Here is a 22,853-nt window from a genome sequence, read left to right as displayed (position 1 = left end):
GCCGTGCCGAGACTCCCCGAAAGTGCGCCATCGCCTTTCGTCACAACGGGATCGAGAGCGGATGTCCAAGGAAGAGAAGCTCGTCGAGTACCTGAAGTGGGTCACCGCCGAGTTGCATGAGGCCCAGCAGCGGCTGTCCGTCCTGGAGACCGGGGACCGGGAGCCGGTGGCGATCGTCTCGATGGCCTGCCGGTACCCGGGCGGCGTGCGTTCACCCGAAGACCTGTGGCGGCTGGTCGCCGACGGGACGGACGCGATCTCCGGATTCCCCCTGAACCGCGGCTGGGAGCTGGACGGGCTCTTCGACGCCGACCCCGACAGATCCGGTACGAGCTACGCCCGCGAGGGCGGCTTCCTCCACGACGCCGCCGCGTTCGACGCTGCGTTCTTCGAGATCAGCCCGCGGGAGGCGACCGCGACGGACCCGCAGCAGCGGCTGCTGCTGGAGACCGCGTGGGAGGCCTTCGAGCGCGCAGACCTCGACCCGCACAGCCTGCGGGGCAGCAGGACCGGCGTCTTCGCCGGCGTCATGTACAGCGACTACGTCGCCCGGCTCATGGACCGGCTGCCCCCGGGGTTCGACGGTTTCCTGGGCAATGGTGGTGCGGCGAGTGTGGCGTCGGGTCGGGTGGCGTACACGTTCGGTCTTGAGGGTCCGGCGGTGACGGTGGATACGGCGTGTTCGTCGTCGCTGGTGAGTATGCATTTGGCTGCGCAGGCGTTGCGGAACGGTGAGTGTGAGTTGGCGCTTGCCGGTGGTGTGACGGTGATGGCGACGCCGGGTGTGTTTGTGGAGTTTTCGCGGCAGCGGGGGTTGGCGCCGGATGGGCGGTGTAAGCCGTTTGCGGAGGCTGCGGATGGTACGGGCTGGGGCGAGGGTGTCGGTTTCGTGCTGCTGGAGCGGTTGTCGGATGCGGAGCGTAACGGGCACGAGATTCTTGCGGTGCTGCGGGGTTCTGCGGTCAATCAGGATGGTGCGTCGAACGGGCTGACGGCGCCGAACGGGCCGTCGCAGCAGCGGGTCATCGAGCAGGCCCTGGCCAGCGCGCGGCTGAGTGCGGGTCAGATCGATGTGGTGGAGGCGCACGGTACGGGTACGACGCTGGGTGATCCGATCGAGGCGCAGGCGCTGCTGGCGACGTATGGTCGGGCGCACAGTGCTGAGCGTCCGTTGTGGCTGGGTGCGGTGAAGTCGAACATCGGGCATACCCAGGCCGCCGCGGGTGTCGCGGGTGTGATCAAGATGGTCGAGGCGATGCGCCACGGTGTGCTGCCGCCCACGCTGCATGTGGACGAGCCGAGCAGTCACGTCGACTGGACCGCGGGCCACGTCTCCCTGCTCACCGAGACCCAGCCGTGGCCCGAGACGGGTGAGCCGCGGCGCTCGGCGGTCTCGTCGTTCGGGATCAGCGGCACCAACGCCCACGTCATCCTCGAAGCCGCGCCGGAGCCCGCACAGCCGGCGGAGGCCGGGGGGTCACCTCGGCAGGTCGACAAGTCGATCCCGGTGCCCGTGGTCGTCTCGGCCCGTACGGCGGCCGCGCTCGCTCAGTCGGCCGAGCGGCTGGCGGCGTACGTCGAGAAGCACCCGTCGGTCGAGGTCGGCGCGTTGGCGGCGGGGCTGTGGTCGGGGCGGGCGAAGCTGGAGCACCGCGCGGGCATCGTCACCGCCGACCGCGACGAACTCCGCAAAGCGCTCTCCGCGTTGGCTACCGGCGCCACGCATCCGGCCCTGGTCACCGGCTCGGTCGAGACCGGCGGGCGGCTGGCCGTGATGTTCTCCGGGCAGGGCAGCCAGCGCCCCGGCATGGGCCGCGAGCTGTACGAGACCTTCCCGGTCTACGCCGAGGCCCTGGACGAGGTCTGCGCGGCGCTCGACGAGCACCTGGGGACCGGGACGCCGCTGCGCGAGGTGATGTTCGCCGAGAAGGACAGCGAGCCGGCGGAGCTGCTGGGCACCACGCTTTACACCCAGCCCGCGCTCTTCGCCCACCACGTCGCCGGCTACCGCCTGCTCCAGACCACCGGCGTCCAGCCCACCGCGCTGATCGGCCACTCCATCGGCGAACTCTCCGCCGCCCACCTCACCGGCACCCTGCCCCTCGCCGTCGCCGCCGACATGGTCGCCACCCGCGCCAAACTCCTCCACACCCTCCCCGAGGGCACCGGCATGCTCGCCGTCAACACCGACGCCGACACCCTCACCCCGTACCTCAAGCGCCACGACGAGGTGGCGATCGCGGCGTACAACTCCGTCACCTCCCTCGCCGTCGCCGGCCCGCACCAGCCGCTCCAGGAACTCGCCGCGGAGCTGACCGAGGCCGGTATCCGCACCAAGGCGCTGAAGGTCGCGCACGCCTTCCACACCGCCCACACCGAACCGATCCTCGACACCTTCACCGACCACCTGACAGACCTCTTCACCCACCACACCCTCGGCAACGCCGACATCCCCGTCATCTCCAACGTCACCGGCCAACCCGCCACCACCGACCAACACCACAACCCCCACTACTGGGCCCAGCACATCCGCCAACCCGTCCACTTCCACCAAGGCATCACCCACCTCACGGACAACGACGGCATCACCCTCTTCACCGAACTGGCCCCGCACCCCACGCTCGCCCCCCACCTGCCGTCCGGTACGAAGCGCACCCCCCACCTGCGATCGGAAACCCTCACCCACCTCGCCACCCTGGCCAGCCTCCACACGCACCACCACCCCCTCGACCTCGCCCCCGCTCTCCCCGAGACCGCGGCCAAGCTCCCCGTCCTCCCCACCTATCCCTTCCAGCACCGCCCCTACTGGCTGCGCGCCGACCCCGCCAAGGCGACCGACGCCCGCCCCGGCGACGCCGCGCTGTGGGACGCGCTGGAGCGTGAGGACCTGGACGGTGTGCTGTCCGCGATGGGCGTGCGGGACGCCGACGTCACGGCGTGGAAGACCGTCCTGCCCGCGCTCGTCACCTGGCGGAGGCAGCGCGGCTGGGGCCACCGCCTCGACTGGGAGGCCCTGGACGGCGGCACGCCGCCTCCGCTGGACGGCGCCTGGGTCGTCCTGGTCCCCGAGGGCGCCGAGGAGCAGCCGGCCGTACGGACCGTGCTGACGGCCCTGGACGAGGGCGGGGCCGAGGCCGAAGTCGTCACCGTCGCACGGGAGATGGCCCGTACGACGTTCGCCGGCCGGCTGCGCGCCGCCCTGGGGGCCTGCGGGCCCCGGCTCGCCGGTGTGCTGTCGCTGCTGGCGTTCGCCGACCCGGCGCGGCCGGGCCCCGACGGGCTGGAGCTGTCCGCCGCACTGCTGCACGCGCTCGATGACGCCGCCGCGCGGACCCCCGTGTGGTTCGTGACCGCGGGCGGCGCCGCGGCGGGTCGCCAGGACCCGCCCGCCGACCCCGCGCAAGCGGCGGTCTGGGGGCTGGCGCAGGCGTTCGCCGTCGAACACCCCGAGCGGTGGGGCGGCTTGGCCGACCTGCCCGCGGGCGGCGCCGGCGACCGGGACGTGCGCGACCGGCTCCGGGCGGCGCTGGCAGGCCGGGCGGATCGCTCGGGCGCCCGCGAGGACCAGGTCGCCGTCCGGCCCGGGGCGCTCTTCGCCCGCCGGCTGCGGCCCGCGGACCTCGCCGCCGCCACCGGGCCGTGGCTGCCCGCCACGGACGGCACGGTACTGGTGACCGGAGCGTCCGGCGCGCTCGCCGGCGAGGTCGCCGTCGAGCTCGTACGCGAAGGGGTGCGCCATCTGCTCCTGGCCACCGAGCCCGGGACGGACGGGGCGGACGGCGATGCCGCCGCGCTGGTCGCGCAGTTGCGCGCGGCGGGCGCGGACGCGACGGTCGCCCCCGTCGACCTCACCGACCGCGACGCCGTCGCCGCGCTCCTCCGCTCCGTCGCACCCGAGCACCCGCTGACCGCGGTGGTGCACACGGCCGCCGAGCTCGACGACGCCGTCGTCGGCGCCGTGGACGGCGACGACATCCGCCGGCTGCTCGACCCGGCCGCGGCGTCCCTTGCGCACCTCTGCGAACTGACCCTGGACCGCGGGCTGCAAGCGTTCGTGCTCTGCTCCTCCGCGGTCGGCGTCCTCGGCGCGGCCGGGTTCGGCGCCCAGGGCGCCGTGCACGCCCACCTGGACGCGCTGGCCCAGACGTACCGCGCACGCGGCCTGCCCGTCAGCTCGCTGGCCTGCGGCCCCTGGCAGGCCCCGGAGGCGGCGGAGACCGCGGCCGGAAAGCACCTGCGCTACCAGGGCATCCGCCCCATGGCGCCCACGCCCGCGGCCCGGCTGGCGGTACGTGCCCTCGCCGGCCGGTCCGCCGCGCCCGTCCTCGTGGACGTCGACTGGGACCGCTACGTCGGGCAGTCGGAACAGGGCGCCGTCGGCTCCCTGTTGCGCGTGATCCCCGGGGCCGGCGGCGCCGGCGCCGCGGAGAGCGGCGCCCGGGAGCCGGACGCCGACGGCGCCGGACCTCTCGGCGAGGCCGCCGCGCGACTGCGCCACCGGCTGGACACCGCCCCCGCCGCCCAGCGCGCCGAGCTGCTGCTCGAGCTCCTGCGGGACGCCGCGGCCCAGGTCCTCGGGCACGCGGACACCGCGGAGATCCCCGCCGACGCCCAGTTCACCGAGCTGGGGTTCTCCTCCTTCACGGCCCTCGAACTGTGCAACCGGGTCGCGGCCGTGTCGGGCCTCCAGATCCCGCCGATGGCCATCTTCGACAACCCCACGCCGCAGGCGCTGGCGGGCTATCTGATGACCACGTTCGAGGGGGAGACCTCCCCCGCACCAGCGGCCGGGGCCGCGGCCCGGTGACGCGCCGAGCGCCGACCCGGGCAACGCGCCCCGTACCGACGTACGTTCGTACCTTCCGAAGGAGCCTTTATGAGTGAGCCGGTCGTCGTCGTGGGCGCCGGGCCCGCCGGTCTGATGCTCGCCTGCGAGCTGGCGATGCGCGAGGTGCCCGCCGTCCTTGTGGACGTCCACCCCGCGCAGCGTGCCGAGGCTCCGGCCATGGCGATCAACGCGGGCACGCTGGAGATGCTGGACCAGCGCGGCCTGGCCGCCGGGCTGCGGGAAGGCACGGTGACCTTCCCCGAGGTGCGGTTCGCGGACCTGCGCCTCGCCTTCGAGAAGGTCCAGGGGCCGCGCGAGCCCACCCACATGGTGCTGCAGTCCCGGCTGGAGAAGGTGCTGATCGACCGCGCGGTCGAACTCGGCGTCGACCTGCGCTGGGCCACCCGCCTGACCGGCTTCGAGGAGGCCGCCGACGGGTCCGGTATCACCGTCACGCTCGCCTCCGATGCCGGCGAGGAGACGCTGCGCTGCCGGTACCTCGTCGGCTGCGACGGGCGGGACAGCGTCGTCCGCGAGGGCGCGGGGATCGACTACGTCGGCGACGACTGGGTGATCGTACGCGGCATCGTCGGCGACGTCGCGATCAACCGCGAGGACGTGGCCCGCGAGCAGTACGGCCTGTCCTACACCGAGAACGGCGACCAGTTCCTCGGCGCCCCGCTGAGCCCCGACGTCATGCGCGTCTTCAGCGCCGAGTTCTCCACCGAGCCGCCGGAGTTCGAGGACGGCCCGGCGACGCTGGAGCAGCTCGGCGACGCCGTCGAGCGGCTCACCGGCAAGGAGCTGAAGGCCACCGAGGCGCACTGGCTGCGGCACTACTCGATCGTCACCCGCAACGCCGAGCAGTACCGCAAGGGCCGGGTGTTCCTCGCCGGCGACGCCGCGCACGTCCACTACCCGTACAACGGGCAGGGCATCGGCACCGCCATCGGCGACGCGGTCAACCTGGGCTGGAAGATCGCCGCCGAGGTGCACGGCTGGGCGCCGGAGGGCCTGCTCGACTCGTACCACGACGAGCGGCACCTCGCGGGCCGGCTGGCCTGCATGAACATCCAGGCGCAGCTCGCCCTCCTCTACCCGCGCCCGCTCGCCCGCTACATGCGGGAGATGATGGCCGAGTTCCTGAAGTTCGACGACGTGAACGTGTTCCTCGCCGAGCTCGTCACCAATCTCGGCCCGGCCGTCCCCATCGCCTACGACGGCGTGCCGAAGAGCGACGAGGAGGACCGGCTCCTCGGCCGGCGGCTGCCGCAGGTGCGCATCAAGACCGCCGCCGGCGACATGGGCGTCGCCGAGACCCTGCAGTCCGGCCGCGGCGTGCTGCTGGACCTGTCCGGTGACGCCTCGGCGCAGGAGGAGAGCGGCTGGGCCGACCGGGTCGAGGTCGTCCGCGCCCAGCCCGTACCGGAATTGCCCCGCACCCTGCTGCTGCGCCCCGACGGCTGCGTCGCCTGGCACGACGGCGACGGCTGGGGCCAGGACGAACTGCGCATCGCTCTCCGGGCCTGGTTCGGCGCCCCCACCGCCTGACCGGATCCGGTACGCGCCCGGAGAGCGCGCGCGGCCTCGCGCCCCGCGCTCTCCGGGCGGCCCCGCGGCCCGTACTCCGAAGGTGAGAACCGGGCAAGGGCGGCTTTAGGCCAACGGACCAGCATGACCGCGTCGGCGCCGGTGCCTGCTCTGCTGAGCGGGCCCGGCGCTTTCGCCCAGCAGTATCACCACCAGAAGGGACAGCAGTGCGCCCGACAGAGATCCCCTCCCGGCTGACCGCCGCCGGGGCCGCCGCCATCGTGCTCACCGTGCCGATCGGCGCGAGCCAGGCCCACGCCGCGGACACTCACAAGGCCGAGTGCATGACCATCTCGTTCATCGAGCAGTTGGTCACCACGGAGACCAAGGACGCGGCTCCGGTCGGTCCGAGCGTCGGCGACGTCGTGATCACCGAGGACGCGGTGCTGGACGACCAGCGCAACCGCATCGGCACCAACGACATCAAGGGCATCATCATCAAGAAGGACGCCGAGACGGGCGAGCTGTACTCGTTCTCGGCCTCCGAGTACACCCTCGACGACGGCACCATCCACGTCGCGGGCCTGGTCAACCTCACCCAGCTGGCCGCGGGCAAGGAGCAGAAGCTCCCGGCCTACGGCACCGGCGGCCGCTACGCCGGCAAGGTCGGCGAGCTGACGTGGACCCTCGTCAGCGAGACCGAGTCGCTCAACTCCATCGCGCTCTGCGACTGACGTCGCGGTCCGCAGCCGAACGACGGGCTGAGACCGGCGGGCACACCCCCGCCGGTCACTCCTGCCCGACCCCGACCAGCAGAGCCCGGGAAGTGCGATGATCCTCGAACCTCAGGTGTGGGCCGCCGCCCCCGCGGACAGCTCAGGCAACTGGGCCACCGACCTCATGGAGAGCCTCGGCTCGCCCGGGGTCGCGATCGCCACCGGCCTGGAAAGCCTCTTTCCCACCGTGCCCAGCGAACTGGTGCTGCTCCTCGGCGGGTACACGGCGCGCCTCGGCGACCTCAACTTCTTCGCGCTCGTCTGCTGGAGCACCCTCGGGTCCGTCATCGGATCCGTCCTCCACTACTACGTCGGCGCGCTCCTCGGCAGACGCCGTACCCGCGCCATCTTCATCCGCTTCCCGCTGGTCCAGGAGTCCGATCTCGACCGTGCCGAGGGGTGGTTCGGCCGCTACGGCGCCAAGGCCGTGCTGGTCGGCCGGCTGATCCCCATCGTGCGCAGCTACGTCTCGCTCCCCGCAGGGATCGAGCGCATGGCGATGCCGCTCTTCGTGGCGTACACGGCGATCGGCTCGCTGGTGTGGAACCTCGTGCTCCTCACCGTCGGCTACGCGGTCGGCAGCAGCCACGACACCGTGGAGCAGTACGCCAACGGGTTCACCGCCGTCGTCGGCGCCGTCCTCCTCGTGCTCGTCGCGCGGTTCGTCGTCGTCCGGCTGCGGGCCCGGCGCCGGGAGCGCCGCGAGGCCCCGGCGGAGTCCGCGTGACCTGCCCGTAAGCACTCAGCCCACGGTTAGGCCCTCTTTAGCCCGGCCGCCCAGCATGAGCCAGTACCGCGCCCGGTATCGCCTCCGCGCGCCCGCCGGGCCCCCGACGGATCGGAGTGTGGACAGTGTCGGAACCGGCGGCCCAGGCCCCCGCGCGACCGGAAGGCCCGGCATCCATCGCCGTGGTCGGGACGGCCTGCCGTCTCCCGCAGGCTGACACGCCCGAGGCGTTCTGGGAGCTGCTGCGCGACGGCCGCGACGCCGTCACCGGACTCCCCGAAGACCGTCCCGACCTGCACGCACCGGGGGAGGCGCGGCAGGAGGAGCGCCGCGGCGCATTCCTCGACCACGTCGACCTCTTCGACCCCGCCTTCTTCGGCATCGGCCCGCGCGAGGCCGCCGCCATGGACCCGCAGCAGCGCCTCGTGCTGGAGCTGGCGTGGGAGACGCTGGAACGGACCGGCATCGTGCCCGCGACGCTCGCCGGCACCCGCACCGGGGTGTTCGTCGGTGCCATGGCCGACGACTACGCCCGGCTCACCCAGCAGCTCGGCCCGGCCGCCGTCGGCCAGCACACCGCCACCGGCCTGCACCGCGGCATCATCGCCAACCGCGTCTCGTACCTCCTCGGCCTCACCGGCCCCAGCATGTCCGTCGACACCGGGCAGTCCTCCTCCCTCACCGCCGTCCACCTCGCCTGCGAAAGCCTGCTGCGCGGCGAAGCGGACCTCGCCCTGGCCGGCGGCGTGAACCTCAACCTCACCGCCGACGGCTACGAGATCACCGAGAGCTTCGGCGCCCTGTCGCCCGACGGCCGCTGCCACACCTTCGACGCCCGCGCCAACGGCTACGTACGCGGCGAGGGCGGCGGGCTCGTGCTGCTCAAGCGGCTCGCCGACGCCCTCGACGACGGCGACCGCGTGCTCGGCGTCATCCTCGGCAGCGCCGTCAACAACGACGGCACCACGGACACCCTCACCACCCCGGGCGGCCGGGGCCAGACCGACCTGCTGCGGCTGGCCTGCGAGCGCGCCGGCATCGCCCCCGGCGACGTCCAGTACGTCGAGCTGCACGGCACCGGCACCCGGCTCGGCGACCCCGTCGAGGCGACGGCCCTCGGCGAGACCCTGGGCGCGGGACGCGGCGACGGGGACCGGCTGCGCGTCGGCTCCGCCAAGACCAACGTCGGCCACCTGGAAGGCGCGGCCGGCATCACCGGCCTGATCAAGACGCTGCTGAGCCTGCACCACCGGGAGCTGCCCCGCAGCCTCCACTTCCGCTCCGCCAACCCCGCGATCCCGCTCGCCGGCCTCGGGCTGCGGGTGCAGGAGGAGCACGGGCCGTGGCCGCACGCCGACCGGCGGCTGATCGCGGGGGTCAGCTCGTTCGGGATGGGCGGGGCGAACGCCCACGTGGTGGTGGCGGAACCGCCGGCCCCGGGCGAGGACGCCGCGGCCGGTCCCGCAGGAGCCGAGCACGAGGAGAACGCCGCCACGGAGTCCGCGGCGCCCGTCACCGGCGCCGGCGTGCTGCCCTTCCTCCTGTCCGCCCGCAGCGCCGCCGCCCTGCGGGCCCAGGCGCGCCGGCTGCACGACCACCTGACCGCGCGAGGCGACGTCGCCCCTCCCGTCGACGTCGCCCGCGCCCTCGTCACCACCCGCGCTTCCTTCGAGTACCGGGCCGCCGTCCTCCCCGCCCTCACCCCCGCGGAGGCGACGGCTCCGGCCGCAGGGGGCACGCTCGACGCCCTGCTCGCGGGACTTGCGGCGCTCGCCGACGACACCCCCGCCTCCGGCGTCCTGCGCGGCACCGTCCGCGACGGCCGCGTCGCGCACCTCTTCGCCGGCCAGGGCAGCCAGCGCGCGGGCATGGGCCGCGAACTGCACGCCACCTGGCCGGTCTTCCGCGCCGCACTCGACGAGCTGTGCACCGCGCTCGACGTCGCGCTCGCGCCGTACGTCGACCGCCCCCTGCGCGACGTGATGTTCGCCGACGACGACCCGGAGCTGCACCGCACGGTCTACGCCCAGCCCGCGCTCTTCGCCTTCGAGGTCGCCCTCTTCCGGCTGCTGGAGAGCTGGGGCATGCGCCCGGACGTGGTGGCAGGACACTCCATCGGCGAACTCGCCGCCGCCCACGTCGCCGGCGTGCTCACCCTGCCCGACGCCTGCCGCCTGGTCGCGGCGCGCGGCGGGCTCATGCAGGCGCTGCCGGAGGGCGGCGCGATGATGTCCGTGCGCGCGCCGGCCGACGAGGTCGAGGCGCTGCTCACGGGACCCGACGCCCTCTCCGGGCTGGACGTCGCCGCCGTCAACGGCCCGGCGGCGACGGTCGTTTCCGGCGACGCCGAGGCGGTCGAGCGGCTGGCCGCGGTGTGCGCGGAGCGGGACTGGAAGACGCGCCGGCTGCGGGTGAGCCACGCCTTCCACTCCGCGCACATGGACGGCATGCTCGCCGACTTCGCCGCCGTCGCCGCAGAGCTGGACTTCCGGCCGCCGCGCATCCCGATCGTCTCCAACCTCGACGGCCAGGAGATCGGCGCCGACGAGGTCTGCGACCCCGGCTACTGGGTGCGGCACGTCCGCAGGACCGTCCGCTTCCACGACGGCGTGCGCTGGCTGGGCGCGGCCGGCGTCACCACGCTCGTGGAGATCGGCCCGGACGGCGTCCTGTCCGCCATGGCCAAGGACTGCCTGCCCAGCGCCGTGACCGTACCGCTGCGCCGCGGCGGCACGCCCGAGGTGCGCGAGGTGCTGACGGCGGTCGTACGGGCCCATCTGCACGGCGTGGCCGTCGACTGGTCCGCCGTGTTCCAGGGCGCGGGCGCCGGACATGTCGACTTGCCGACGTACGCGTTCCAGCGCGAGCGCCACTGGCTGACGGGGGAGCGGCAGGCCCCGGCGGTGCCCCCGGCCGAAGGCCCCGGCGGGGCGCGTACTGACGCGCCGGCTTCCGCCGCTCCCGCGGCCCCCGCCCCCGGTGCGGGCGGCGACCCGGCGGAGACCCTGGCGCTCGTCGTGGGCGAGACCGCCGGGGTCCTCGGGTACGCCGACGCGTCGGCCGTCGAGGTCCGCCGCGCCTTCCGCGACCTGGGCTTCGACTCGATCTCCGCCGTCACCCTCCGGGACCGGCTGGCCGACGCCACCGGCCTCGACCTGCCCAGCTCCGTCCTCTTCGACCACCCCACCCCCGAACGCCTCGCCGCCCACCTGCACGCCCGGCTCACCGGCGCCGACGACGGCGTCACGACGACGGCCACCGCCGTGGACGCGGACGATCCGGTCGTGGTGGTGGGGATGGCGTGCCGCTATCCGGGCGGTGTGACGTCGCCGGACGAGCTGTGGGACCTGGTGTGGTCGGGGCGCGAGGGGATCTCGGAGTTCCCGGTCGATCGCGGCTGGGGCGCCGATCTCTTCGATGCGGATCCGGGTAAGTCGGGGAAGTCGTATGCGCGTCATGGCGGGTTTCTGCATGATGCGGGGGATTTCGATGCGGAGTTCTTCGGTGTGTCGCCGCGTGAGGCGCTGGCGATGGATCCGCAGCAGCGGTTGGTGCTGGAGGCGTCGTGGGAGGCGTGTGAGCGCGCGGGTGTGGACCCCGACAGCCTGCGCGGCAGCCGCACCGGCGTCTACATCGGCGCCACCGCGCAGGAGTACGGTCCCCGGCTCGCCGACGGGCACGACGGCCACGACGGGCATCTGCTCACCGGCACCACGGTCAGCGTGCTGTCGGGCCGGGTGGCGTACGCGTTCGGTCTCGAAGGCCCGGCGGTGACGATCGACACCGCGTGCTCGTCGTCGCTCGTCGCCGTCCACCTCGCGGCCCAGGCGCTGCGGAACGGCGAGTGCGACCGGGCGTTCGTCGGCGGTGTCACGGTCATGGGCTCGCCCGGGATGTTCCTGGAGTTCTCGCGGCAGCGGGGTCTCTCGCCGGACGGCCGCTGCAAGGCGTTCGCGGAGGGTGCGGACGGCACGGGCTGGGCCGAGGGTGTCGGGCTGCTGCTGGTGGAGCGGCTGTCGGAGGCGCGGCGGCGGGGGCACGAGGTGCTGGCTGTGCTGAAGGGCTCGGCGGTCAACCAGGACGGTGCGTCGAATGGGCTGACCGCGCCCAACGGGCCGTCCCAGCAGCGGGTCATCCAGCAGGCGCTGGCCAGTGCGGGACTCGGTGCCGGGCAGGTCGACGCGGTGGAGGCGCACGGGACCGGGACCAAGCTCGGCGACCCGATCGAGGCGCAGGCGCTGCTGGCGACGTACGGGCGTGAGCACTCGGCGGAACGGCCGCTGTGGCTGGGGTCGTTGAAGTCCAACATCGGTCACACCCAGGCCGCGGCCGGCGTCGCGGGCATGATCAAGATGGTCGAGGCGATGCGGCGCGGGGCCCTCCCGCAGACGTTGCACGTCGATCAGCCCACCACGCACGTGGACTGGGATGCGGGTGCGGTGTCGCTGTTGACGGAGGCGCGGGAGTGGCCGGAGACGGGTGAGCCGCGGCGGGCGGCGGTGTCGTCGTTCGGGATCAGCGGCACGAACGCGCACGTGATCCTTGAGGCGGCACCGGAGGAAGAGCGGACGCCTGCCGAGCGGTCCGGAGTGCTTCCGGTGGTGCCGTGGGTGGTGTCGGCGCGTAGCGCGGAGGCGTTGCGGGAACAGGCATCGCGGCTGGGGGAGTTCGTCGCGGCGGCCGGGGGAGAGGTGTCTCCGGTCGACGTGGGGCTTTCGCTGCTGTCCCGGTCGACGGGCGACTACCGGGCCGTGGTGGCGGGCTCCGACACCGAGGAGTTGCAGAGCGCGCTGGCCCGGGTGGCGGCGGACGACTCCGAGCGCTCCCCCGCATCGCCGGGCGGCGGTGTGGGTCTTCTCTTCACCGGTCAGGGTGCGCAGTGGCCGGGGATGGGTGCGGGGCTTACGGGTTTTGGGGTTTTCCGTGAGGTGTTCGAGGAGGTCTGTGCGGGGTTCGACGGGCTGCTGAGTCGGCCGTTGGGTGAGGTGCTGGCCGATGCGGGCGCGGGTGGGTTCATTCATCGGACGGAGTTCACGCAGCCGGGGTTGTTCGCGTTCGAGGTGGCGATGTTCCGCCAGCTCCGTGCCTGGGGTGTGGAGCCGGGTGTTCTCGTGGGCCACTCGGTCGGTGAGCTGGCCGCTGCGCACTGCGCGGGGGTGTGGTCGCTGGAAGATGCGTGCCGTCTGGTGGCTGCCCGCGGGCGGTTGATGGATGCGCTGCCGCCGGGTGGTGCGATGGTGTCGCTGCGCGGCAGTCTGGATGAGGTCCGTGCTCTGGTGGAGGGCAGTTCCCAGGTCGACGTGGCGGCGGTGAACGGACCGCGGTCGGTGGTGATCTCCGGCGATGAGCGGGAGATCGAGGGGCTGGTGTCGCGCTGGGAGGCGGACGGCGGCCGGGCCCGGCGGCTGCGCGTCTCCCACGCCTTCCACTCGCCGCTCATCGAGCCGATGCTTGCCGACTTCCGCCGAGTCGCCGAGGACGTCGAGTACCACCGGCCCTCCCTGACGCTGGTCTCGAACGTCACCGGCCTGCTTGCTGACGCGGAGACGGTCTGCGATCCCGAGTACTGGGTCCGCCACGTACGCGAGGCAGTCCGCTTCGCGGACGGCGTGGAGTCGGCAGCGCGTACGGGCGTCTCCGTTTTCGTGGAGGTGGGGCCCGCTCCGGTCCTGATCGCCATGGGACAGGAATGTCTCCCGGACGAGCCCGTCAAGTGGGTCGCCCTCTCCCGCGCACCCCGGGAAGAAAAGAAGGAATCGCGGGTCGAACAATCTGCGAAGGCAAACGAAGAATTTGCGCGCGAAGATGTGCGTGCGGCCGGTGTACTGATGTCCGGCGTCGGTGCCGCATTCTCTGCGGGAGCGCGCGTGGATTGGCGCGCGGTGTTCGGCGGCATCGACGGAAAGCCGGTCGCGCTGCCCACGTACGCCTTCCAGAGGCGCCGCTACTGGCTGTCCGGGCCGGCGTCGGGCGGCGATCCGGCGGGTCTCGGTCTCGGTGCGTTCGGGCATGGGCTGTTGGGTGCGGCGGTGACCGTGGCGTCGTCGGGTGCGGTGGTGCTGACCGGTCGTATTTCGCGTGCCGAGCACGGCTGGCTTGCGGGGCATCGGATCCAGGGCCGTGTGCTGGTCCCGGGGGCCGCGTTGGTGGAGATGGCGCTGCGGGCAGGGGACGAGGCCGGCTGCCCCGTTCTCGAAGACCTCACCCTCGAAGCCCCGTTGGAGCTGCCGGAGACCGGAGGCGTGCAGATCCAGGTCACCGTCGATCCCCCCGAGGGCGACGGATCGGCTCGTACGGTCACGGTGCACGCCCGTCCGGATGACGACCCTGATCGCCCGTTCACCCGGCACGCCACCGGCCGCCTCACCCCCGCCAGCGACGACGCGACCGGCGAACCGTGGCAGGGCGCATGGCCGCCCGCCGGGGCCGCAGGCGCAGACCTGGCGGGCGCGTACGACCGCCTGACCGAGTTCGGTTACGACTACGGCTCCGGCTTCCAGGGCCTGACCGCGCTCTGGCGGGACGGCTCGACCCGCTATGCCGAGGTCGTACTGCCGGAGGAGCACACGGGAGAACACGGACCGGACGCTTTCGGGCTTCACCCCGCTCTCCTCGACGCCGCCCTCCACACCCTCCTTGTCGACAGCGGCGACAGTCCCGACGCCGGTATCCGCGTGCCGTTCTCGTGGTCCAAGGTGGCGCTGCACGCCACCGCCGCCAGCCACCTGCGCGTCAGGGCCACCACCGTCGGCCCCGACACCGTCGAGATCACCCTCTACGATGCCGAAGGCGGGCCGGTCGCCGAGATCGGCGAACTGACCCTGCGTACTCTCGCGGCCGAGCCCCAGGCCACCGCAGAGCTGTACACCCTGCGCTGGACCCCGCAGCAACTCCCGGCCGACGCGACGGACCTCACCGGCTGGGCCACCCTCGGCCCCGCCGCGCCGGTCCCCGACACCGCCGCCCAGCACCACCCCGACCTCACCGCGCTCCTCGCCACCGACGACCAGCCCACCGCCGTCGTCTACGCCCCCGCACCCGGCGCCCCCACCCCCGCCGCCGCCCACCAGGCCGTACGCGACCTGCTCAGCCTGTTGCAGGACTACCTCGCCGAACCCCGCCTGGCCGACACCCCCCTCGTCCTCCTCACTCGCCACGCCCACACCGCCGAGCCCGACCCCGTACACGCGGCGCTCTGGGGCCTGGCCCGCACGGCGCAGGCCGAGCAGCCGGACCGTATCCACCTGGTCGACACCGACGACCACCCCGATACCCGCACCCACCTCCCGCGCGTCCTCGCCCACGCGCTGACCTCCCCCCAACTCGCCCTCCACGTCGGCACCCCCCACACCCCGCACCTCACCCACCTGCCGCCCCCGGGCGACGCGGTACAGGCACTCGGCCGCCGCAACGGCACCGTGCTGATCACCGGCGGGGCCGGGGCGCTGGGCGGGCTGGTCGCGCGTCACCTGGTGGCGGCGCACGGCGTACGGCACCTGCTGCTCGCCGGCCGCCGCGGCATCGACACGCCCGGAGCGCCCGAACTCCAGGAGGAACTGCGGGCGGCGGGCGCGGAGGCCACGTTCGCCCGCTGCGACCTCACCGACCGCGACGCCGTGGCCCGGATGCTCGCGGACCTGCCCGACGACCGCCCGCTGACCGCGGTCATCCACGCCGCAGGCGTCGTCGCCGACGCCACGATCGCGTCCCTCACCCCCGAGGCGCTGCGCGACGTCCTGGCCCCCAAGATCGACGCCGCGTCGCACCTCGACGAGCTGACGCGCGACCTCGACCTCGACGCCTTCGTCCTCTTCTCCTCGATCGCCGGCGTGCTCGGCACTCCGGGCCAGGGCAACTACGCCGCGGCCAACGCCTGGCTCGATGCTTTGGCCGCCCGCCGCCGGGCCCAGGGCCTGCCGGGACAGGCCCTGGCGTGGGGCCTGTGGGGCGACGTCGGCGGCAGCGGCGGCATGGGCGCCGCGCTCGGCGAGGCCGAACTCGCGCGCTGGCACCGCAGCGGCATCGCCCCCCTGACGCCGGAACTCGGGCTCGCCTCCTTCGACGCGGCCCTCCGCACCCGTACGCCGAACCTCGTCCCCGTACGCATGGACCTCCCCGCGCTCCGCGCGCAGGCCGAGGCCGGCGAAGTCCCCTACCTCCTCCGCGACTTCGCCCCCCGCCGCCGCGCCCGCCGGGTCGCGGCGGCAGGGACCGCGACCGGCACGTCCGCTCTCGCCGCCCGGCTGGCGGGGCTCGACGCGGAGGCTCAGGACGCCGAGCTGGTCGGGCTCGTCCGCACCCAGGCCGCGCTGGTCCTCGGCTACGACGACGCCGCAGCCGTCGACGCCGACCAGGACTTCAAGGCACTCGGATTCGACTCCCTGACCGCCGTCGAGCTGCGCAACCGGGTCAACGCCGCGGCAGGCGTGCGCCTCGCCCCCACGGTCGTCTTCAACTACCCCACGCCCGCCGGCCTCGCCCGCCACCTGCGCGAGGAAGTCCTCGGAGCCGCCACCGCCTCCGCCGCGACGGCGCCCGTGACCGCCGTGGACGCGGACGACCCCGTGGTCGTCGTGGGGATGGCGTGCCGCTATCCCGGCGGCGTCACCTCGCCGGCGGAGCTATGGGACATGGTCTGGTCCGGCGGCGAGGGGATCTCGGAGTTCCCGGTCGATCGCGGCTGGGGGGCCGATCTGTTCGATGCGGATCCGGGTAAGTCGGGGAAGTCGTATGCGCGTCATGGCGGGTTTCTGCATGATGCGGGGGATTTCGATGCGGAGTTCTTCGGTGTGTCGCCGCGTGAGGCGCTGGCGATGGATCCGCAGCAGCGGTTGGTGCTGGAGGCGTCGTGGGAGGCGTGTGAGCGCGCGGGTGTGGACCCCGACAGCCTGCGCGGCAGCCGCACCGGCGTCTACGTGGGCGTCATGTACCACGACTACGCGCCCCGCATGTCGACCGAACGGCAGGAGATCGAGGGCTACGCGCTGACGGGGAACCTGTCGAGCGTGCTGTCGGGACGGGTGGCGTACGCGTTCGGGCTCGAAGGCCCGGCGATGACGATCGACACCGCGTGCTCCTCGTCGCTCGTCGCGCTGCACCTGGCGGCACAGGCGATGCGGAACGGGGAGTGCGATCGGGCGCTCGTCGGCGGCGTCACCGTGATGGCGACGCCGAACACCTTCGTGGAGTTCTCGCGGCAGCGGGGTCTTTCGCCGGACGGCCGCTGCAAGGCGTTCGCGGAGGGTGCGGACGGTACGGGCTGGAGCGAGGGTGTCGGGCTGCTGCTGGTGGAGCGGCTGTCGGAGGCGCGGCGGCAGGGGCACGAGGTGCTGGCCGTGCTCCGCGGCTCCGCCGTCAACCAGGACGGTGCGTCGAACGGGCTGACCGCGCCCAACGGGCCGTCTCAGCAGCGGGTCATCCAGCAGGCGCTGGCCAGCGCGGGACTGAGCGCCGGACAGGTCGACGTGGTCGAGGGCCACGGGACCGGGACCAAGCTCGGCGACCCCATCGAGGCGGAAGCGCTGCTGGCGACGTACGGGCGGGAGCACTCCGACGACCGGCCGCTGTGGCTCGGCTCGATCAAGTCGAACCTCGGCCACACGCAGGCCGCGGCCGGTGTCGCGGGCGTGATCAAGATGATCGAGGCGATGCGGCACGGCGCACTGCCGCAGACCCTGCACGTGGACACGCCGAGCACGCATGTCGACTGGGATGCGGGTGCGGTGTCGCTGTTGACGGAGGCGCGGGAGTGGCCGGAGACGGGTGAGCCGCGGCGGGCGGCGGTGTCGTCGTTCGGGATCAGCGGCACGAACGCGCACGTCATCCTGGAGCAGCCGGCAGCCGAGCCGGTGCGCGAGGAGCCGGGTTCGGCTCCGCTTCCGGTGGTGCCGTGGGTGGTGTCGGCGCGCAGCGCGGAGGCGTTGCGGGATCAGGCGGCGCGGCTGGCGGAGTTCGTGACGGCGGCCGGGGGAGGGGTCTCGCCGGTCGACATCGGTTCGTCGCTGCTGTCGAGGGCGACGGGCGACTACCGGGCCGTGCTCGTCGGTTCCGACGCGGACGAACTCGGCGCCGGGCTCGCGCGGTTGGCCGAGGGAGAGGCCGCGCCGGTGGCGCCGGGCGGCGGTGTGGGTCTTCTCTTCACCGGTCAGGGTGCGCAGTGGCCGGGGATGGGTGCGGGGCTTACGGGTTTTGGGGTTTTCCGTGAGGTGTTCGAGGAGGTTTGTGGGGGGTTCGATGGGCTGCTGAGTCGGCCGTTGGGTGAGGTGCTGGCCGATGCGGGCGCGGGTGGGTTCATTCATCGGACGGAGTTCACGCAGCCGGGGTTGTTCGCGTTCGAGGTGGCGATGTTCCGCCAGCTCCGTGCCTGGGGTGTGGAGCCGGGTGTTCTCGTGGGCCACTCGGTCGGTGAGCTGGCCGCTGCGCACTGCGCGGGGGTGTGGTCGCTGGAAGATGCGTGCCGTCTGGTGGCCGCTCGCGGGCGGTTGATGGATGCGCTGCCGCCGGGTGGTGCGATGGTGTCGCTGCGCGGCAGTCTGGATGAGGTCCGTGCTCTGGTGGAGGGCAGTTCCCAGGTCGACGTGGCGGCGGTGAACGGACCGCGGTCGGTGGTCATTTCCGGCGATGAGCGGGAGATTGAGGGGCTGGTGTCGCGCTGGGAGGCGGACGGCGGCCGGGCCCGGCGGCTGCGTGTCTCCCACGCCTTCCACTCGCCGCTCATCGAGCCGATGCTTGCCGACTTCCGCCGAGTCGCCGAGGACATCGAGTACCACCGGCCCTCCCTGACGCTGGTCTCGAACGTCACCGGCCTGCTTGCCGATGCGGAGACGGTCTGCGATCCCGAGTACTGGGTCCGCCACGTACGCGAGGCGGTCCGCTTCGCGGACGGCGTCCAGGCCGCCGCCCGCAGCGGCGCGTCGATGTTCATCGAGGTGGGGCCCGCCCCGGTCCTGACCGCCATGGGACAGGAATGTCTCCCGGACGCGCCGATCCAGTGGATCGCCCTCTCCCGCGCACCGCGCGACGAGGAGCCGAACGGCGCGGCGGGCTCCCGTGCCGCGGCCATGCTGATGTCCGGTGTGGGCTCCGCCTACGCCGCCGGGGCGCGCGTGGACTGGCACGCGGTGTTCGCGGGGTCCGGCGGCCGGAGGGTCGCGCTGCCGACGTACGCGTTCCAGCACCGCCGCTACTGGCTGTCCGGCCCCGTCTCCGCGGGTGACCCGGCGGGTCTCGGCCTGGGGGCCTTCGGGCATGGGCTGTTGGGTGCGGCGGTGACCGTGGCGTCGTCGGGTGCGGTGGTGCTGACCGGTCGTATTTCGCGTGCCGAGCACGGCTGGCTTGCGGGGCATCGGATCCAGGGCCGTGTGCTGGTCCCGGGGGCCGCGTTGGTGGAGATGGCGCTGCGGGCAGGGGACGAGGCCGGCTGCCCCGTTCTCGAAGACCTCACCCTGGAAGCCCCGTTGGAGCTGCCGGAGACCGGAGGCGTGCAGATCCAGGTCACCGTCGACCCCGCCGGGGACGACGACTCGGCTCGTACGGTCAGCGTGCACGCCCGTCCCGACGACGATCCCGATCGCCCGTTCACCCGGCACGCCACCGGCCGCCTCACCCCCGCCACCGACGACACGAACGGCGAACCGTGGCAGGCCGCATGGCCCCCCGCGGGCGCCACGAGCGTGGACCTCACCGACACGTACGGCTGGCTGGAGAAGCAGGGCTACGAGTACGGCTCCGGCTTCCGCGGTCTGACCGCGCTCTGGCAGGACGGGACGACCCGCTATGCCGAGGTCGTACTGCCGGAGGAGCACACGGGAGAACACGGACCGGACGCCTTCGGGCTTCACCCGGCCCTCCTCGACGCCGCCCTTCACACGCTCCTCGTCGACAGCGGCGACAGTCCCGACGCCGGTATCCGCGTGCCGTTCTCGTGGTCCAAGGTGGCGCTGCACGCCACCGCCGCCAGCCACCTGCGCGTCAGGGCCACCACCGTCGGCCCCGACACCGTCGAGATCACCCTCTACGACACGCAGGGCGGCCTCGTCGCCGAGGTCGGCGAGCTGACCCTGCGCACCCTGCCCGCCGGCCCCCGGCCGACCGGCATCCCCGACCACCTCTACGCCCTGCGCTGGACCCCGCAGCAACTCCCGGCCGACGCGACGGACCTCACCGGCTGGGCCACCCTCGGCCCCGCCGCGCCGGTCCCCGACACCGCCGCCCAGCACCACCCCGACCTCACCGCGCTCCTCGCCACCGACGACCAGCCCACCGCCGTCGTCTACGCCCCCGCACCCGGCGCCCCCACCCCCGCCGCCGCCCACCAGGCCGTACACGACCTGCTCACCCTCCTCCAGCAGTACCTCGCCGAACCCCGACTCACCGACACCCCCCTCGTCCTCCTCACCCGCCACGCCCACGCCCTGCCCACCGACCCCGACCCCGCGACCGACCCCGCGCACACCGCGCTCTGGGGCCTGGCCCGCTCCGCGCAGGCCGAGCACCCGGGCCGTATCCACCTGGTCGACACCGACGACCACCCCGACACCCGCACCCACCTCCCGAACGCCCTCGCCCACGCGCTCACCCACCCCCAACTCGCCCTCCACCACGGCACCGCGCACACCCCCCTCCTCACCCACCTCCGCGACGATCCGCCGCTGACCCCGCCCGCCGACGCGGGCGCCTGGCGGCTGGACACCGCGACGCCCGGCACCATCGAGTCCTTGCGACTGCTGCCCGCGCCCGAGGCGTTGGCGCCGCTCGCCCCCGGCACGGTGCGGGTGTCCGTGCGCGCCGCCGGGCTCAACTTCCGCGACGTGCTCATGGCGCTCGGGATGTACCCCGGCGAGCAGATCATGGGCAGCGAGGGCGCCGGCGTCGTCACCGAGGTGGGCCCGGGCGTGACGGACCTCGCGCCCGGCGACCGGGTGCTCGGCCTCCTCCCGCACTCCTTCGGCCCGGTCGCCGTCGCCGACCGGCGCATGCTGGCGCCGATGCCGGAGGGCTGGACGTTCGCGCAGGCCGCCGCCGTGCCCGTCGTCTTCCTCACCGCGTACTACGGCCTGCGCGACCTGGGCCGGCTGGCCAAGGGCGACGCGGTGCTCGTGCACGCCGCCACCGGCGGCGTCGGCATGGCGGCCGTCCAACTGGCGCGGCACTGGGGCGCGGACGTGTACGCCACGGCCAGCCCGCCGAAGCAGGGGCTGCTGCGCGAGCTGGGGCTGCCGGAGGAGCGCATTGCCTCCTCGCGCGACCTCGACTTCGTCGAGCGGTTCCGGCGCGCGTCCGGCGGCGCCGGCATGAACGTCGTCCTCAACTCGCTGGCCCGGGAGTTCGTGGACGCCTCGCTCGAACTGCTCCCCGCGGGCGGGCGGTTCGTGGAGATGGGCAAGACCGACATCCGCGCCGCCGCCGACGTCGCGGAGCGGCACCCGGGGGTCGCCTACCAGGCGTTCGACCTGATGGAGGCGGGCCCCGACCGGATCCGCGAGATGCTCGCCGAGATCGTCACGCTGCTGGAGTCGGACGTGCTCACCCCGCTGCCGCTGCGCACCTGGGACGTGCGGCGCGCGCCCGAGGCGTACCGCTTCATGAGCCAGGCCCGGCACGTCGGCAAGATCGTGCTGACCGTACCGGTGCCGCCGAACCCCGCCGGCACGGTGCTCGTCACCGGCGGCACGGGCGCGCTGGGCGCGCAGGTCGCACGCCACCTGGCGACCGTCCACGGCGTACGGCACCTGCTGCTCACCAGCCGCCGCGGGATGGACGCGCCCGGGGCCGCGGCGCTCCGGGCCGAGCTCGCCGCGCTCGGGGCCGAGGCCACCATCGCCGCGTGCGACGTGTCGCGGCGCGAGGACGTCGTACGGCTCCTGGCCGGCGTACCGGCGGAGCACCCGCTCACCGCCGTCGTGCACGCGGCGGGCGTGACCGCGGACGGCACCGTCGAGACGCTCGACGGTGCCGCCGTCGACCGGGTGCTGGCACCCAAGGTGGACGCGGTCGCGCACCTGGACGAGCTGACCCGCGGCCTCGACCTCGGCGGCTTCGTGCTGTTCTCGTCCATCGCCGGCACCCTCGGCACGGCGGGGCAGGGCAACTACGCCGCCGCCAACGCCTGGCTGGACGGGCTGGCGCAGCGCAGGCAGGCCCAGGGCCGGCCGGCGGTCTCGCTCGCCTGGGGCTACTGGGCCGAGGAGAGCGAGCTGTCCGGCCACCTCAGCGACGCGGACGTGGCCCGGCTGAGCCGCACCGGCATCCTGCCGCTGGCCACCGACGAGGGCCTGGCGCTGCTCGACGAGGCCGTGGCGCTGGGCGATGCCACCGTGGTGCCCGCGCGGCTGAGCACGCGCGCCGAGGAGGGCGTGGCGGTGCCTGCGGTGCTCCGGCAGGTGGTCAGGCCGGCGCGGCGCACGGCCGCGGCGGACGACTCGACCGCGGCGGGCGGCTCGCGGGCGCAGCTCACGGAGCTGCCGGCGGCGGAACGGGCGGAGGCGCTGGTGCGTCTCGTACGTACGCACGCAGCCGCTGTGCTCGGGCACGGCTCGGCCAACTCCGTACCGCGCGATGCCGCGTTCAAGACCATCGGCTTCGACTCGCTGGCCGCCGTGGAACTGCGCAACCGGCTCAACGCCGCGACCGGCCTGCGGCTCCCTGCCACGGCCGTCTTCGACAACCCGACAGCGGAGGCGCTCGCCGCCCTGGTCGACGGAGAGCTGCCGGGCGCACCGGCCGCGGCAGCCCCTGCGGACGCCGGGGCGGGCAGCCTCGGCGAGCTGGAGGACATGCTGGCCGCGGGCGCGCTCGACGAGCAGGAGCAGACGCGGCTCGCCGCGCGGCTGAAGGCCCTGCTGTGGCAGCTCGAAGACGTGCGGCAGGGCGGGGCGCAGGAGGCCGGCGCGACGGCCGGGGAGCCCGGCGACGCGCTGGACGCGGCGAGCGACGAGGAGATGTTCGCGATGATCGACCGGGAGCTGGGCCGGGACTGACTCCCGCGTCCGCC

The 22,853-nt window shown here is 73.8% G+C and carries 5 protein-coding genes; all 5 read left to right on the top strand.

All coding sequences use genetic code 11. From position 1 onward, the window contains the following. Positions 1 to 61: 61 nt before the first annotated feature. Positions 62 to 4,807: a type I polyketide synthase gene (locus DMB38_RS00500; RefSeq protein WP_125933461.1), complete on the top strand. Its 4,746-nt coding sequence runs from the start codon at positions 62 to 64 to the stop codon at positions 4,805 to 4,807. A 69-nt stretch (positions 4,808 to 4,876) separates the two neighbouring features. Further along, entirely contained in the window at positions 4,877 to 6,379 is a 1,503-nt protein-coding gene (locus DMB38_RS00495) for an FAD-dependent monooxygenase (RefSeq protein ID WP_125933460.1), read from the top strand. A gap of 206 nt (positions 6,380 to 6,585) precedes the next feature. After that, positions 6,586 to 7,092 (top strand): hypothetical protein, encoded by a 507-nt coding sequence (locus tag DMB38_RS00490; RefSeq protein ID WP_047014285.1) that lies wholly within the window; start codon positions 6,586 to 6,588, stop codon positions 7,090 to 7,092. A gap of 97 nt (positions 7,093 to 7,189) precedes the next feature. Then, positions 7,190 to 7,861, top strand: a complete 672-nt coding sequence (locus DMB38_RS00485; RefSeq protein ID WP_047014284.1) for a DedA family protein — start codon at positions 7,190 to 7,192, stop codon at positions 7,859 to 7,861. A gap of 125 nt (positions 7,862 to 7,986) precedes the next feature. Continuing rightward, the gene (locus DMB38_RS00480; RefSeq protein ID WP_240661871.1) at positions 7,987 to 22,839 is read left to right on the top strand and encodes a type I polyketide synthase; all 14,853 of its coding nucleotides are present in this window, start codon (positions 7,987 to 7,989) and stop codon (positions 22,837 to 22,839) included. Positions 22,840 to 22,853 lie beyond the last annotated feature (14 nt).

This window comes from Streptomyces sp. WAC 06738 (genome assembly GCF_003945505.1).
Lineage (GTDB): Bacteria > Actinomycetota > Actinomycetes > Streptomycetales > Streptomycetaceae > Streptomyces.
The sequence above is the reverse complement of the archived record's forward strand: the minus strand, read 5'-3'. Positions and strand labels throughout refer to the sequence as shown.

Bases quoted from the DNA above. Each gene is read 5' to 3' on its own strand.
- DMB38_RS00500 (WP_125933461.1), top strand. From the start codon at position 62: ATGTCCAAGGAAGAGAAGCTCGTCGAGTACCTGAAGTGGGTCACCGCC.
- DMB38_RS00495 (WP_125933460.1), top strand. From the start codon at position 4,877: ATGAGTGAGCCGGTCGTCGTCGTGGGCGCCGGGCCCGCCGGTCTGATG.
- DMB38_RS00485 (WP_047014284.1), top strand. From the start codon at position 7,190: ATGATCCTCGAACCTCAGGTGTGGGCCGCCGCCCCCGCGGACAGCTCA.